The following is a 15082-nucleotide window of genomic DNA, read 5'->3' as shown; positions in this document are numbered from 1 at the left end:
CGCGGGTCTACCCTGATGCTTCCCCCAGGTCGTGGACGTTCCCCCATGAGCAAGCGCGTTGCCGAGATCGTGGTTGAAACCCTGCAGGCCGCCGGTGTCCGTCATTGTTACGGCATCGTCGGCGACACCCTCAACTACGTTACCGATGCCATCCACCACAGCGAGATCGAGTGGGTGCACATGCGGCACGAGGAAGTGGCCGCCTTCGCCGCCGGCGCCGAGTCGCTGATCAGTGGGCAGCTCACCGCCTGTGCCGGCTCGTGCGGGCCGGGCGGGCTGCACTTCATCAACGGCGTGTTCGAAACCAACCGCAACCGCGCGCCGATGGTGCTGATCGCCAGCCAAGTGGTCACCGCCGAGCTGGGCATGGAGTTCCCGCAGGAGGTGGATTTCAAGGCGGTGTATGCCAGTTGCAGCGTGTTCTGCGAGCAGGTGTACAGCGCGCAGCAGGCGCGTCGCGTGGTCGCGCTGGCCTGCCAGGCGGCGATCAGCCGGCGCGGCGTGGCGGTGGTGATCCTGCCGGCGGACATCAGCGAAGCCGAGGTCAAGCACGATGTGCCGTTTTCGGTGCACTACACCCAGCCGGTGCTGCGCCCCAGCGACGACGAACTGCAGCGCATCGCCGCGCTGATCGGCCAGGGCAAGCGCATCGGCATCTATGCCGGCGCCGGCTGCGAGCACGCCCATGACGCGCTGGTGGCGCTGGGCGAACGGCTCAAGGCACCGATCGCGCATACCTCGCGGGCCAAGGATTTCGTGGAGTACGACAACCCGTACAACATGGGCATGACCGGCATCTTCGGCATCGAGTCGGGCTACCACACACTGATGGCCTGCGACACGCTGCTGCTGCTCGGCGCCGACTTCGCCTGGGGCCAGTACTACCCGGACAAGGCCACGCTGATCCAGGTCGATCGCGATGGCAGCCACCTTGGCCGCCGCCACCCGGTCAACCTGGGCGTGGTCGGCGACATCGGCCCGACACTGGAGGCCTTGCTGCCGCTGCTGCCGCCGCGCGAGGACCACAGCTTCCTGGACGAGTGCATCAGCCACCGCGACAAGGCGCTGGCCACGCGGGCCAAGGAGGAGGAGCCGGGCGAGGGCGAGCTGATCCACCCGCAGCACCTGACCGCGCTGATCAACCGCTACGCCAGCGACGATGCCCTGTTCACCGCCGACGGCGGGTCGCCGATGGTGTGGATCCTGCGCCACATCCGCGCCAACGGGCGCCGCCGCACGCTGACCAGCCTGCTGCACGGCACGATGGCCAACGCGATGCCGCAGGCTCTCGGCCTGCAGAAGGCCTATCCCGGCCGACAGGTCATCTCGCTGTCCGGCGACGGCGGCATCGCGATGCTGCTCGGCGACCTGCTCACGGCGGTGCAGGAAAACCTGCCGATCAAGGTGGTGGTCTACAACAACAGCTCGCTCAACTTCGTCGAACTGGAGCAGAAGGTCGAAGGCCTGCTGGACAACTACACCGACTTGAAGAACCCCGATTTCGGCCGCCTGGCCGAGGTGATCGGCTTCTACGGGCGCACTGTGACCCGTTCCGAGGACCTGGAGCAGGCGGTAAGGGACTTCCTGGCCCATCCCGGCCCGGCACTCCTGGATGTGCACACCAGCCCGACCGAACTGGTGATGCCGCCGCAGGTGGAAGCCAAGCAGGTGGCCGGCACCGCGCTGTATGCGGCCAAGGCGTTGCTGAGCGGACGGGTAGGCGACGTGCGCGACCTGCTGGCGAACAACTTCCTCAACAAGCCCTGAGGCAACCGCCCGGCGAGTGCCGGCCACTGGCCGGCACGACGCAACGCGGCCCCCGGGGGGCGGGCCGCGCCGCAGCCGCGGGGGCAGGGGGGCAAGCCGGAAGGGCCCGCGGGGCGTAATGCAATGGCGCGTACCCCCGGCGTTCCATCCATGTGCCTGTTGTTGCCGGCGGCGAGGCCCTACCATCGGCTACCCCCTCCCCACGGCAGTACCGCGCATGTCCGCCCCCGCCCCGGTCCGTTCCGGACCCCCTCGCTGGTTCGTCGCCGGCGATTTCAACGGCTTCTTCGGTCTGGTGGTCGACAACCTGTCGATCCTGGGCTTCATCGCGATGGCGCTGGTCGGCATCTTCCAGTTCCCGCCCGACGTGGTATTCGGGCGCATGTTCCCCGGCACGGCGTTCGGCGTGCTGGTCGGCAACGTGCTGTACACCTGGATGGCGCGCCGCCTGGCCATCCGCACCGGGCGCGAGGATGTCACCGCGATGCCGCTGGGCCTGGATGCGCCGACCAGCATCGGCATGGCCCTGCTGGTCCTTGGCCCGGCCTTCCTCGCCTTCAAGGCGCAGGGACTGGCCCCGCACGATGCGGCCATCGCGACCTGGCAGTTGGGCATGGCCTCGCTGGTGATCATGGGCGTGCTGAAGGTGATCCTGTCCTTCTTCGGCGAAGCGGTGACCCGCGCGCTGCCGCGTGCGTCGCTGCTGGGCTCCATCGCCGGTATCGCGATCGTGCTGATGGGCTTCCTGCCGCTGCTGGAAACCCTGCGTTCGCCGATCGTCGGCTTCGTCACCCTGGGCCTGCTGCTGTACGTGCTGATCGCCAAGCGCACGCTGCCGATCCGCGCGCCCGGCGTGCTGGTCGCCTTCGTGTTCGGCACGCTCCTGTACTACGGCCTCGGCCTGGCCGGACTCGGCGCGCCAGGCTTCAAGGTGCCGGACTGGACGCCGCCGCAGGTGGTGCTGCCGTGGCCCACGCTGGGCTTCATCGACGGCCTGCCGACCGCGCTCACCTACCTGCCGCTGCTGCTGCCGTTCGGCCTGCTGATGGTGGTGGGTGGCATCAACGTGTCCGAGAGCGCGCGCGCCGCGGGCGACGACTACCGCACCCGCGACATCCTGTTGGTGGAAGCCGTGGCCACGCTGGTGGCCGGACTGTGCGGCGGCGTCGCGCAGACCACCCCGTACATCGGCCAGCCGGCCTACAAGCACATGGGCGCGCGCAGCGGCTATACGCTGCTGACCGGCCTGTTCGTGGGCATCGGCGGCATGCTCGGGGTGATTTCCGGGCTGGTGCAGTGGCTGCCGCTGGCGGTGTTGGCACCGATCATCGTGTACGTGGCCATCGACATCACCACCCAGGCATTCCAGGCCACCCCGCGCGAGCATGCCGGTGCGATGGTGCTGGGCTTCCTGCCCTCGGTGGCCTACCTGCTGGCGATCAAGGCACCGGGCTGGATCGCCCCGGCGCAGCTGGCGGCCATGACCAGCACGCTGGACGGCCATGGCCTGCCGGAGCTGGCGGTGATCTTCACCCTGGGCAATGGCTTCATCATCACCTCGATGCTGTGGATCGCGGCGGTGGTGGCGATGATCGATGGCCGCCTGCTGCGCGCGTCGGGGGTGCTGCTGGTGGCCGCGGCGCTGACCCTGTTCGGGCTGATCCACTCGGTGGACCCGCGCGGCGGCATCTACCTGCCGTGGCAGCTGGTGGGGTTGCCGAAGAGCATCATGTGGCAGTTCGCTGGCGCGTACGTGGCGCTGGCCGGGTTGCTTGCGCTGCTGTCGTTGCAGAAACAGGAGCGCTGAACACGGGCGCGGAAAGTGCCGGTCGCTGGCCGGCGCCATGTGGCCGCCGTACCGCCTGGTGGCCGGCCAACGGCCGGCACGATGGATCCGGGTCGATCGGCGTGGATCAGGTCTCGCCATCCAGCGCCGGGTAGTGCCGGAAGATACCGTTGGTGTTGAATGCCAGGCGGCGTTCGGAGGCGAGGTAGGCGGCGATGTTCGGTCGTCGCTCCACCCGGTCCTTGAGCGCGCGCAACAGCGGCAACGTGGGCCACAGCGCCTGCATGCGCCGCGGGAACATGTACTCCAGGCCGCCCAGCACCTGGAACAGCGACAGGTCCACGTAGGAATGTTCGCGCAGCGGATGCCGCTCGCCGTTGTCCTTGAGCACGCGCTCGAAATAGCCGAGGAACTTGGGCATGCGCTCACCGCGCATGCCCGCTGCACGGGCCTTGGCTTCGCGCTTCTGGTCCTCGTAATACTGCGACATGGAAATCGGGTGGTGGGTGTCGTGCACCTCGGCCACCAGGTCGGCGATGGTCAACTGCAACTGCAGCGCCTGCTGGCGGCGCGAGGCGGCGTCGGGAGCCAGGCCGAGGTCGGGACCCAGGTGGTCCAGGATCGCCGCGACCTGCGCGATCACTTGCCTGCCACTCTTTACGAACGGCGGCGCGAAGGGCTGCAGGCCGTCTTCCTTGCCGTCCAGGAACGGCTGCATCACCGCATCGCCATGCACCCGCGCCATGTCGGTGTAGGCGGCACCGGCATCCTCCAGCGCCAGCCGGATGAACTCGCCACGCCCCTGGATGCCGGTCCAGTAATAAAGCTCGTAATGCATCGCGGTGCTCCACAAGGACAGCCCACAGCTTCGGCGCGGGCGTGCAAAGCGCACGTGATCGTGTCGTGGTGGCCGTGATAGGGTCCGGTGCAGGCACACATCGACCACAGGAGTGACACGATGCGGTATTGGGTATGGGCGGCAGGTGCCTTGCTGGCGCCGTGTGTCGCGCACGCACAGGTCAGCGTGTTCAGCGATGGCTACGGCTACAGCCGTGCGGTGATGACCGCGGAGCTCGGCACGCTGCAGAAGATGAGCAAGGCCCCCGGTGCGGCCGGCAAGCTCGGTGGCGCGGGTTACTACCGCGTGCGCGGCGAGCTGGAGAATGCCAACCGGGCGGCCCGGGCCTGCCTCGAGGCGGTGGCCGCCAGTCCGCCGGAGACGGTCAAGGGCATGGCCTTCCTGTGCGAGGCCACGCTGGCCGGCAACGCGTTGATCGAGGGCGATATCGCGGGTTGGGCGCGGCACATGCAGCAGGTGCGCAGCGCGTACGCACAGACCATCAAACCGATGCTCAAGAGCGAGGCGGAGATCGCCGACATCGCCCGACCGCGGCTGGAGCGTTTCGTCGACTGGCCACGCAGCGCATGGCCGGTTGCACCGCGCGGCGCGGACGTGGACGTGCCGATCCAGCCCAGCAACGAGCTGGCCTCGCTCACCGCAACGGTCAAGGGCGGCGACGGCCAGGCGCAGTCGCTGACGTTCCTGCTCGATACCGGCGCGGCCCGTTCCCACCTCAGCCGCAGCGCGGCCAAGGCATTGGGGCTGGCGGTGACCGAGGACTTCGTGGTGGTGGACGATGCCCCGGGCAAGGTGCGGATGGCGGGCCTGGTGGCCCCGGCCGACCTGGTCCTCAACGGGGTGACGGTGCGGGAGGTATCGTTCAACAGCGAGGAAGGACGCGAGGTCAACCTGATCGGCCTGGACGTGTTGCGCGCGCTGGGCCGCGTGCGCATTTCCCGGCAGTCGCTGACCCTGCTGGCAGCGCAGACCCCGGTGGACTGCAAGCGGCGCATGGCGACCACGTCGTCGCTGTGGGGACCGTTCTTCCAGCAACGCTACCCGATCCGCAGCGGCGAGAAGAACCAGTTGATGCTGGTCGACACCGGGTTCAATGGCGCGTTCCAGATGCGTGGCGCGCCGCGCAGCGCGGTCCCGGCCGCCTCGATCCGGCGCAAGAACGTGATCACCACCGGCGGCGCCGAGGATATCGAGTACGCCGAGGCGAGCACCCCGGTGATGATCAACGACAAGGTGCTCAACATCCCGGTGGACGTGGCGTTCCAGGCGCCGGACCTGTTTGCCAGCTCGTGGCGGATTGGTTACGGGGTCACCGCGCGCTACGACCTGTACATGGACATGCAGAGCACCTACGGCTGTCTGATCGAGCGACCCGTCGAGCCGTCGCTGCTGCCTGCGCCGACGCCGCGGGCGGCCGCCGCCGGTCAGGCGCGGTCATAGCGTGCGCAGGAACGCCTCGATGGCCTGCAGCTCGTCGCGCTGCAGGCCCAATGGGCGCAGCAGCGGGTCCGGTTGCGGGAACGGTGGGGCACCGGCGGCAGGCATCACGGGCGCACGCGGCTTGCCGCCGCCGACGTTGTAGAACGCCAGCACGCCGTCCAGGCGCGGCAGCATCCCGTTGTGCATGTACGGGGCGGTGCCCGCCACGCCGCGCAGCGACGGGGTGCGGAAGCGGCCGCTGTCGGCAGCATCGCCGGTGACCTCGTAGCGGCCCAGGTCCTGGCGTGCGCGGCCGTGGAAATGCAGGCCCAGGTTGTGGAAGGCGTTGTCGGTAAGCGCCGGCCCGCCGTGGCAGTTCATGCAGCCGCCGCGGGTACGGAACAGGTGCAGGCCGCGCAGCTGCTGGTCATCCAGGGCGCGGGACTGGCCACCGAGGAAGCGGTCGAAGCGGTTGCGGACGGGCGTCAGGCTGCGCTCGAACGCGGCGATGGCCTGGGCCAGCTGCCGGCTGTCCACGCGCTCGTTGCCGAACACCGCGGCGAACTGCCGTCGATAGCTGGCGTCCTGGCGCAGCCGCGCGGCGGCCGCGTCGACGCTGAAGGCCATTTCCCTGGGATCGGCGATGGGCGCGCGTGCCTGGTCTTCCAGCGTCGTTGCGCGCCCGTCCCAGAACAGCGTCTGCGCATGGCCGGCCATCGCCACGCTGGGCGCGTTGCGACGCCCGGGCTGGCGGTCATGTCCGAACGACACGCGCCGGCCATCGGCGAACCCGAGGTCACGCTCGTGGCAACTGGCACAGGCGATCTGGCCGGAACGGGACAGGCGCGGCTCGTTGAACAGGCGTTCGCCGAGGGCGACCTTGCCCGGCGTGGTGGGGTTGTCCCGGGGCTGGGGTGGCGGCGGCAGCGGGGCCAGTTCCTGCCAGTCCACGCCGGGGTCGACGTGGGGGGCAGGCCATTGCGTGCTGGGACGCGCGTACAACCGGCGCAGGCAGTCGGCACCCGGTTCGACCGCGCCCGCCTGGCAGTCCAATGGAACGGCCGGCTTGGCGTCGCGGCGCGCATCGACCGGCAGGCTGCCACCCAGCGCCAGGCACAGGGCAAGCACCGCGGGCGGCCAACGCCGATGGGATGGCCGCCGCCGGCGATTCGCGCAGTCAGAAACGATAGCCAAGCTCCAGCCAGAACTGGCGGCCGGTTTCGTACAGCACCGTGCGGGTGGCACTGCTCGACTCGCCATAGGCGTTGGCCTTGTCGAGCAGGTTCGTCACGTCAACGTTGGCAAAAATGCGGCCGGCGCTGGAGGGCAACGGCTGCTCCCAGGCCAACCGCAGGTCCCACGTCAGCGCGGGCGAATAGGACTGCTGTTCCCACACGCGCGCGGCCTCGCCGTCGAACAGGACGTTCCTGCCGGTATCGCGGATGGCCCGGTAGCCGGCGCGGTAACGCAGCAGGTTGCTCACCGTGAGGTTCCAGCGGTCGATCCGGGTGATCGTGCTCAGGCGCGCGGTCCAGGGGCGGTTGTAGTTGTCCGGCGGCAGATCCCGGTAACGAATGAAGTCGCCGTCGTAGCGGATCCAGGGATTCTGGTAGAACAGATCGGACTGGTCATCGTATTCGGGAAGGGTGCTGCGCTGATCGGTCCAGTCCAGCGCGAGCAGCGCCGTCGAGCGCGTGCCGCCCCAAGCCAGATTGCGCAGCGGCTGCACGGTGAGCGAGTAGATGTTGGTCTCGGCACGGCCGCCATTGGTCCAGGTGTCGTAGCTGGTGGCCAGCGTCGGGTCGTCGACCTGCTGGTCCAGCGTCCGGCCCTGCACCTTGATCACCTGGTCGCGGTACCTGCGGTTGACCGCCTTGAGGTTGACGCGCAGACCTGCCCAGTCCTGGCGCAGGGCCAGCATCAACTCGTCCGCGTATCCGACCCGGTCCAGATCGAAATGGGTGTCGTTGCTGGCCTGGGTGCCCACGGTCCAGTCGCTGTCGAGGCTGGTGCGACGCTCGCTGTTGTAGCGCAGGCGGTTGACGCCGTCGCGCAACCGCCAGGTGGCGATGTCGCGATCGTAGTAGCGGTTGGCGCCCGCCGTGAGCAGGGTGCCGTCGCGGACCTCCCAGCTGGCGGCCAGTCGTGGGGCAACGGTCGTTCGACCGATGTAGGTATCGCGCTCGATGCGCAGGCCGGGGCGCACCGAGACCGGGCCAAAACGCATGTCGTCTTCGACATACATGCCGTAGGTTTCGGTGTCGAAGCCGATCTCACCGGTGGTGTAGCGGGTGCGCCGGGTCAGGTACTGGCCGGGCCAGCCGCTGGTGGTGGTGCCCATCGCGCAGGTCAGGGCATCGGTGACGCCGGCGCGGTTGGTACAGGTGCTGGTGCGCGCCGGCGTGGTGTAGGTGCTGCTCTCGGTCAGCCGCGCGTAGCGGAAGTCATCGCGTTCCAGCAACACGCCGGCACCGAGGCGATGCTCCCCGCCGAATGCCTGGAGGGCATCGGTCTTGAGGTCGAGCTTGTACTGGAGTCGCTTCTGGCGCTGTTCGATATCACCGAATTCACCTTCGAGGGTAAGCGCGGTGGTTCCCCAGTCCTTGCTGGTCGAGCGCGACCAGGTCATGTAGTCGTCCTGCTCGGCATCGCGCGATTGTTCGGTGTCCGACCAGCCCAGTTGCTGTGTCACGGTGCCCCAGTCCGTGGTCCATGCCGCGCGCAACGACGCCAGGGTGCCGCCTGTCTCGATCCGGATGCCGGCATGGCGGATGTTGGAGCGGAAGAACTGGTTCTCCGTTGGCGTGTGGGTCAGCGTGGCATCCACGGTCAGCCGTTCGTTGACGTCCCATACGCCTTTCAGCAGCGATTGGGTGGTTTCGCGCCGCTGCATCGCCTTCTCGCGACCGTAGTCGTCCACGAGGTGGGACGAGTAGAAGTACGTCGGGATGGTGGAGCGCTTGCGGGTGAAATTGGCGAGCAGGCCGACACGCTCGCTCGGGTGGCCTTCCAGCGTGATGCGGGTGATGGCCTTGTCGAACTCGGGCTGGCCGTCGCCCCACGACGAGGCGTTGGCATAGTTCTCCGCGTCCGCTTCGGCGATGTGGTAACGCGTCCATGCCGACCGCGTGATCTGATGCGAGATGCTGCCCGACAACGCGTCGCTGGGGCGTCGCAGCCTGGCGTCGACCACGCCCCCGGAGAAGCCGCCATAGGCGGCCGGGACGTTGCTGTCCAGCACCGTCAGCGTGTCGAGCAGGTCGGTATCGAGGGCCAGCGCCTGGCTGCCACCGGGCGCGGCGAACAGGCGGTAGGGCGACCCTTCCTGGCCCGGATCGATGTCGTTGTTGAAGCTCATGCCATCCACCAGGAAGCTGTTCTGGTAGAACTGCGCTCCGTTGATGCTGATCTCGGCCGGGCTGATGTCGCCCGGCGTATAGCTGCTCAGCTGGGCGTTGTCGAACTGCACGGCGGGGTTGATGCGCAGCATGCTGCCGATGTCGCCGTTGCCCGCGACCTGCGCCTGCAGGTAATCCGCTTCCAGGGCCAGGCCCTCGCTGTAGCGGAACGCCGGCTGGGTGAGTGCGCCGACCTTGAGCGCCGGCATCCGTCCGCGCGGCGCTGGCACTGCGGCGGCAGGCTCCAGGGCGTAGCTGCCATCACGCCGCCGTACCGCCTGCAGGCCGGTGCCATCGAGAAGGCGGGCGAAGCCTTCCTCCAGCGTCGTCCCCGGGGCCAGCGCGGGCGCCTGCCGCCCGGCGGTCAGTCCCGGGTCGAACGCGAGCGCCACGCCGTGCTGGCCGGCCCACCCGGACAGGGCGCGGCCCAGCGGCACCGCGGCGTGGGCCTGGCCAGGCGGCGTGGCCTGGGCATGGACGAAGATCGGGGTGGCCATCAGGGCCAAGGACAGGGCGCTGCGGGCAATCAGGGCAGGACGGGAGGTCATGGAGGGCGATGGAATGAGAAGGAGTCCCCTACTTGCCCCGCGAACACGGAAAAAATGTCACCCGGCGCAGAAACCAGCCGCGAACCCTCAACCCGGTGCGACCACGACCCACCACCCGCCGGCGCTGCGGTGTATCCGCACGGGGTAGGTGGCTTCGAGCAGGGCGAGGCTGCGCTCGCTGTCGTCCAGCGGGTAGGCGCCGGAAACCGGCATCGCCGCAATCCGGGGATCGCAGCGCAGGACGCCCCGGCGGTATCGGGACAGCGCGGCGAGCACCTCGCCCAGCGGCCGGGCATCGACCTCGAGCATGCCTCTGGTCCAGGCGGCGACGCTGGCATCCAGCGCCTCGCTGGCGTGGCGGCCCGCGGTGTCGAACCAGGCTTGCTGCCCGGATGCCAGCCGCCACGCAGGACGGGTACCTGCGTGGATTTCAAGCACGCCATCGAACAGGGCAAGGCGGGTGCGATGTGGCGACAGGCGAACGTTGAAGCGCGTGCCGAGTGCACGTACCCGACCGTGTACGGTAACCACCTCGAACGGACGCGCGGGCGCATGACGATCCACGGCGGTGTCCACCTGCAGCTGGCCGCGCTCGAGCCGGACCCGACGGTGGAGCGGATCGACCTCCACGCGCACCTCGGTATCGGTGTCCAGCCATAGCGCGCTTCCGTCGGGCAGGATCACGCGACGCCGCTCGCCGATCGCGGTCCGTTCGGCCTGCCCGGGCGAGGGCCGCGCAACCATCTGCCACCCGAGCCAGGCGCCCGGCACCAGCGTCATCCACAGGCCAATGCGCTTGATCGCTGCGCGACGCTGCCGATCCTGCGGCCGGCCCAGCACCGGCAATGCCCAGTCACCGGGTACCTGCGCCACCAGCGCCTGCAGGTGCCGCGCGCGCTGCCAGGCACGTGCATGGTCGGGGTGTTGCGCACACCAGCGTTCGCAGGCGGCGCGCGTGCCCGGGCTGTCATCGTCATGCAGGCGCAGCAGCCAGTCGGCGGCCTGTTCGAGCGCCTCGCGCGGGAGGGGCTCGCCGCTGCCCAGGTGTTCAGCCGGCATGGGCAAGACAGCCGACCAACGCCCGCTTCATGTGCCGCTTCACCGTGCTCAGCGACAGGTGCAGCCGCTGTGCGATGGCCTCGTAGCGCAGTCCCTCGAACTGGGCCAGCAGGAAGACCTGGCGCGCCGCCACGGGCAGGCCATCGAGCATCGCATCGATCTGCTGCAGCGCTTCACGCACCAGCGCCTGGTCTTCCAGCGACGGCACCACCCCCTCCGGCAGGGCGGCCAGTTGGTCCAGGTAGGCGCGCTCCAGCGATTGCCGGCGGAACCAGTTGGCGGCCAGTCCGCGTGCCACGGTGGTGAGGAACGCGCGGGGTTCGCGCAGGGCGGCCAGGTCGCGGTCCTGGAGCAGGCGGATGAAGGTGTCCTGGGTGAGATCGGCGGCGGTCTCGCGGCAGCCCACGCGCCCGCTCAGCCAGCCATGCAACCAACTGCGGTGGTCCCGGTAAAGGGTGACCAGGTGCTCGCGCTGTGCCTGCATGGGAGTGCCTTGGGAGCGCGGACGGCGCCGCACCCGTATTGATGTGAATGAGAATGATTCGCAAGTATGGCAATACCGACGCTGTATTGCCAGTGCCGATTTGTCTTGAATCACTGCGCGACAACCGCATATCCGTTACATCTGCCAGCCACGCTGGCCATGACACGAAAGAGGAACTCCCCATGCGGATGGACAAACTCACCTCGCGTTTCCAGCAGGCGCTGGCCGACGCGCAGTCGCTGGCCGTGGGCCGCGACCACAACATCATCGAGCCGGTACACGTGTTCACCGCCTTGCTGGACCAGCAGGGCGGCAGCACGCGCCCGCTGCTGTCCCAGGCCGGCGTCAACGTGCCGGTGCTGCGCGAACGCCTCAACGAGGCGCTCGATGCGCTGCCGAAGGTCTCCGGGCAGGAAGGCAACCTGTCCATCGGCAACGACCTCAACCGCCTGCTCAACAACACCGACAAGCTGGCCCAGCAGCACGGCGATGCCTTCATCGCCAGCGAGTGGTTCGTGCTGGCCGCATTGGACGACAGCGGCACGCTGGGCATGGCGCTGCGCGCCGCCGGTGCCGACAAGACCCGCATCGACGCGGCGATCGACAAGATCCGCGGCGGTGAAAGCGTGCAGTCGGAAAACGCCGAAGAACAGCGCCAGGCGCTGGAGAAGTACACCATCGACCTGACCGCGCGCGCCGAGAGCGGCAAGCTGGACCCGGTGATCGGCCGCGACGAAGAGATCCGCCGCACCATCCAGGTGCTGCAGCGCCGGACCAAGAACAACCCGGTGCTGATCGGCGAACCCGGCGTGGGCAAGACCGCGATCGTGGAAGGCCTGGCCCAGCGCATCATCAACGACGAAGTGCCCGAAGGCCTGCGCGGCAAGCGCGTGCTGTCGCTGGACATGGGCGCGCTGATCGCCGGCGCCAAGTTCCGCGGCGAATTCGAAGAGCGCCTCAAGGCCGTGCTCAACGACCTGGCCAAGAGCGAAGGGCAGGTGATCCTGTTCATCGACGAGCTGCACACCATGGTCGGCGCGGGCAAGGCCGATGGCGCGATGGATGCCGGCAACATGCTCAAGCCGGCGCTGGCCCGTGGCGAACTGCACTGCGTGGGTGCGACCACCCTGGACGAGTACCGCAAGTACATCGAGAAGGATGCCGCGCTGGAGCGCCGCTTCCAGAAGGTGCTGGTGGGCGAGCCCAGCGTGGAGGACACCATTGCGATCCTGCGCGGGCTCAAGGAAAAGTACGCCGTGCACCATGGCGTGGAAATCACCGACCCGGCGATCGTCGCGGCCGCCACGCTATCGCATCGTTACATCGCCGACCGCCAGCTGCCGGACAAGGCCATCGACCTGATGGACGAAGCCGCCTCGCGCATCCGCATGGAAATCGACTCCAAGCCGGAAGAGCTTGATCGCTTGGAGCGTCGCGTGATCCAGCTGAAGATCCAGCGCGAGATGCTCAGGAAGGAAAAGGACGAGGCCTCGCGGCAGCGCCTGGCCGACCTGGAGAGCGATATCGATGCGCTGGAGCGCGAGTTCTCCGACCTCAACGAAATCTGGAAGTCGGAGAAGGCCACGCTGCAGGGCGCCACCCGGATCAAGGAGCAGATCGAGCAGGCCAGGCTGGAGCTGGAATCGGCCCAGCGCCGGCAGGATTTTGGCCGCATGAGCGAGATCCAGTACGGGCAGTTGCCGCAGCTGGAGAAGCAGTTGGCCGCGGCGCAGCAAGTGGAGACCACCGAATTCAAGCTGGTCCAGGACCGGGTCACCGCCGAGGAGATCGCCGAAGTGGTTTCGCGCTGGACCGGTATCCCGGTCAACCGCATGCTGGAAGGCGAGCGCGACAAGCTGCTGCGCATGGAAGACATGTTGCATGACCGCGTGGTGGGCCAGGAAGAGGCGATCAAGGTGGTGTCCGATGCCGTGCGTCGTTCGCGCGCCGGGCTCTCCGATCCGGATCGTCCCAGCGGCTCGTTCCTGTTCCTGGGCCCCACCGGCGTGGGCAAGACCGAGCTGTGCAAGGCGCTGGCCGAGTTCCTGTTCGACAGCACCGACGCGATGATCCGCATCGACATGAGCGAGTTCATGGAGAAGCACAGCGTGGCCCGCCTGATCGGTGCGCCCCCGGGCTACGTGGGCTACGAAGAGGGCGGCTACCTCACCGAGGCGGTGCGCCGTCGCCCGTATTCGCTGATCCTGCTGGATGAGGTGGAGAAGGCGCACCCGGACGTGTTCAACATCCTGCTGCAGGTGCTCGACGATGGCCGCCTCACCGACGGTCAGGGCCGCACCGTGGACTTCCGCAACACCGTCATCGTGATGACGTCCAACCTGGGCTCGCACCAGATCCAGGACATGAGCGGCGATGACAGCCCGGAGGCCTACACGCAGATGAAGGCCGCGGTGATGGGCGTGGTCCAGGCGCACTTCCGCCCGGAGTTCATCAACCGCCTGGACGACATCGTGGTGTTCCACCCGCTGGACAAGGTGCAGATCAAGCAGATCGCCCGCATCCAGATGCAGGGCCTGGAGAAGCGGCTGGCCGAGCGCAACCTGCGCATCGAGGTGAGCGATGCGGCGTTCCAGCTGCTGGGCAACGTCGGCTTCGATCCGGTCTACGGCGCGCGCCCGCTCAAGCGTGCGATCCAGTCGCAGCTGGAAAACCCGCTGGCGCAGAAGATCCTGTCCGGCGAGTTCCTCAGCGGCGACGTGATCCAGGTCGATGCGGCCGAGGGCAAGCTGGTGTTCGTGAAGGGCTGAGCCCGGCGCCCGTGAACAAGCCCCTGCCTACGGGCGGGGGCGTACTTCGCGGTACGGGCCCTCGGTGCCGAATCCGCGCCCGCGCGACCATGAATGTCTTTGTTGCGGCGCTCTGATCTCTCGCTCCCTTTTCTCCGCAGCAGGTGTCTCTGCGTGCGATGGCTTTCTACGTGATGCCATCCACTTTGACGGGAGCGTTTTTCCCATCGTGACCCATGGTCGGTGAGGTATGTGCGACGTCGGATAGTTTGACGTGGGTCCTTGGATTCATTTCAGGCGTGCTTTGCTGGCTGCAGCCATGTGAATGCTGAAGGCTTCTTGCTTGAGCGCTTGTGCAAGCGAATCGAGCTCGTCTTCGCTGATGCTGTTCGCCAGGTAGGGCCGTCCATTGTCCTGTGCATGGACATGCCTTGGCAGGTAGCGTGTCACCACGCCTTGCTCCAGCGCTTCACTTGTGGAGCTCGCGCGGAAGTAGACGCGCTCATTGACATCGGGTAACTCGAAATCGGCCCAGGCCAGCGCCAGCTCCCAGCGGCAGGGGCCGCGCCCGTAGTAATCCTTCTCGGACATCTGATCGAGAAACAGGACGAAAGAATACTTGCCATCACCGAGGTCCCTGACCGGCAAGGTGACCGCGTAAGTTGCTGGCGCCTGCTGCACACCTTGAAGGTTGGTGACCTCTGGCAGACAGTTCTGGTTGGCCACGTGGTAAGAGGCGCGTGCTTGATGTGCCTCCAGGCCGTTGGGCCCGTTTTCCACGTTGATGAGGATTTCAACCGCATCCTTGGGGTGCGGATCAAGCGCATAGGGTGGATACGTTGGCTCAGAGCAGCCTGCTAGCAGAAGAGCGGCCAACACGACTGCGCCCGTGCTCAGGCGGCGCCGCACTCTTTGAACCACTGGGGCAGTTGCGTTCATTGCCACTCCGGGACGGGGCTGTGCCCACCCTGTTCGATGTCAGGCTTGTCGAGAGAATTGTGCGCGATTCCAAGCC

At 67.8% G+C, this 15082-nt stretch carries 10 protein-coding genes; 4 read left to right on the top strand and 6 right to left on the bottom strand.

What is annotated here, in order from left to right; translation table 11 throughout:
- Nucleotides 1-45 precede the first annotated feature (45 nt).
- Together M2421_RS09930 and M2421_RS09925 are read left to right on the top strand one after the other, a co-directional pair.
- Nucleotides 46-1767: a thiamine pyrophosphate-dependent enzyme gene (locus M2421_RS09930; protein ID WP_259206393.1), complete on the top strand. Its 1722-nt coding sequence runs from the start codon at nucleotides 46-48 to the stop codon at nucleotides 1765-1767.
- 217 nt (nucleotides 1768-1984) lie between these two features.
- Nucleotides 1985-3574, top strand: coding sequence for a hypothetical protein (locus tag M2421_RS09925; RefSeq protein WP_259206392.1), 1590 nt, complete (start codon nucleotides 1985-1987; stop codon nucleotides 3572-3574).
- Between the two features lie 106 nt (nucleotides 3575-3680).
- On the opposite strand, the gene M2421_RS09920 is transcribed toward M2421_RS09925, so the two are convergent.
- Nucleotides 3681-4391 carry a glutathione S-transferase gene (locus tag M2421_RS09920; RefSeq protein WP_259206390.1) on the bottom strand — a complete coding sequence of 237 codons (711 nt, stop codon included), beginning with the start codon at nucleotides 4389-4391 and terminating at the stop codon, nucleotides 3681-3683.
- A 120-nt stretch (nucleotides 4392-4511) separates the two neighbouring features.
- On the opposite strand from M2421_RS09920, the gene M2421_RS09915 reads away from it, so the two are divergent.
- Nucleotides 4512-5852, top strand: a complete 1341-nt coding sequence (locus M2421_RS09915) for a retropepsin-like aspartic protease (RefSeq protein ID WP_259206388.1) — start codon at nucleotides 4512-4514, stop codon at nucleotides 5850-5852.
- On the opposite strand, the gene M2421_RS09910 is transcribed toward M2421_RS09915, so the two are convergent.
- From M2421_RS09910 to M2421_RS09895, 4 genes are all read right to left on the bottom strand, one after another.
- A complete protein-coding gene (locus M2421_RS09910) occupies nucleotides 5847-6959 on the bottom strand; it encodes a cytochrome c peroxidase (RefSeq protein ID WP_259206387.1) in 1113 nt (370 codons plus the stop codon). The two genes, M2421_RS09915 and M2421_RS09910, sit on opposite strands and share 6 nt — an antisense overlap.
- Before the next feature lie 49 nt (nucleotides 6960-7008).
- Entirely contained in the window at nucleotides 7009-9777 is a 2769-nt protein-coding gene (locus tag M2421_RS09905) for a secretin and TonB N-terminal domain-containing protein (RefSeq protein ID WP_259206386.1), read from the bottom strand.
- Between the two features lie 87 nt (nucleotides 9778-9864).
- Nucleotides 9865-10836 carry a FecR family protein gene (locus tag M2421_RS09900; protein WP_259206385.1) on the bottom strand — a complete coding sequence of 324 codons (972 nt, stop codon included), beginning with the start codon at nucleotides 10834-10836 and terminating at the stop codon, nucleotides 9865-9867.
- Nucleotides 10826-11320: a sigma-70 family RNA polymerase sigma factor gene (locus tag M2421_RS09895; RefSeq protein ID WP_259206384.1), complete on the bottom strand. Its 495-nt coding sequence runs from the start codon at nucleotides 11318-11320 to the stop codon at nucleotides 10826-10828. Before M2421_RS09895 ends, M2421_RS09900 begins: the two co-directional genes overlap by 11 nt.
- 182 nt (nucleotides 11321-11502) lie before the next feature.
- On the opposite strand from M2421_RS09895, the gene clpB reads away from it, so the two are divergent.
- Entirely contained in the window at nucleotides 11503-14088 is a 2586-nt protein-coding gene (gene clpB / locus M2421_RS09890) for an ATP-dependent chaperone ClpB (RefSeq protein ID WP_259206383.1), read from the top strand.
- A 267-nt stretch (nucleotides 14089-14355) separates the two neighbouring features.
- Here the strand turns inward: clpB and M2421_RS09885 are convergent, their stop codons facing one another.
- Nucleotides 14356-15006 carry a hypothetical protein gene (locus M2421_RS09885; RefSeq protein WP_259206382.1) on the bottom strand — a complete coding sequence of 217 codons (651 nt, stop codon included), beginning with the start codon at nucleotides 15004-15006 and terminating at the stop codon, nucleotides 14356-14358.
- Nucleotides 15007-15082 lie beyond the last annotated feature (76 nt).

Source organism: Stenotrophomonas sp. BIGb0135 (genome assembly GCF_024810105.1).
In the GTDB taxonomy this organism is placed as follows: Bacteria; Pseudomonadota; Gammaproteobacteria; order Xanthomonadales; family Xanthomonadaceae; genus Stenotrophomonas; species Stenotrophomonas maltophilia_AB.
Note: the sequence above shows the minus strand (reverse complement) of the source record. Positions and strands in the feature narration are given on the sequence as shown.

Coding starts and splice junctions, on each gene's coding strand:
- M2421_RS09930 (WP_259206393.1), top strand. CDS start 46: ATGAGCAAGCGCGTTGCCGAGATCGTGGTTGAAACCCTGCAGGCCGCC.
- M2421_RS09925 (WP_259206392.1), top strand. CDS start 1,985: ATGTCCGCCCCCGCCCCGGTCCGTTCCGGACCCCCTCGCTGGTTCGTC.
- M2421_RS09920 (WP_259206390.1), bottom strand. CDS start 4,391: ATGCATTACGAGCTTTATTACTGGACCGGCATCCAGGGGCGTGGCGAG.
- M2421_RS09915 (WP_259206388.1), top strand. CDS start 4,512: ATGCGGTATTGGGTATGGGCGGCAGGTGCCTTGCTGGCGCCGTGTGTC.
- M2421_RS09905 (WP_259206386.1), bottom strand. CDS start 9,777: ATGACCTCCCGTCCTGCCCTGATTGCCCGCAGCGCCCTGTCCTTGGCC.
- M2421_RS09900 (WP_259206385.1), bottom strand. CDS start 10,836: ATGCCGGCTGAACACCTGGGCAGCGGCGAGCCCCTCCCGCGCGAGGCG.
- M2421_RS09895 (WP_259206384.1), bottom strand. CDS start 11,320: ATGCAGGCACAGCGCGAGCACCTGGTCACCCTTTACCGGGACCACCGC.
- clpB (WP_259206383.1), top strand. CDS start 11,503: ATGCGGATGGACAAACTCACCTCGCGTTTCCAGCAGGCGCTGGCCGAC.
- M2421_RS09885 (WP_259206382.1), bottom strand. CDS start 15,006: ATGAACGCAACTGCCCCAGTGGTTCAAAGAGTGCGGCGCCGCCTGAGC.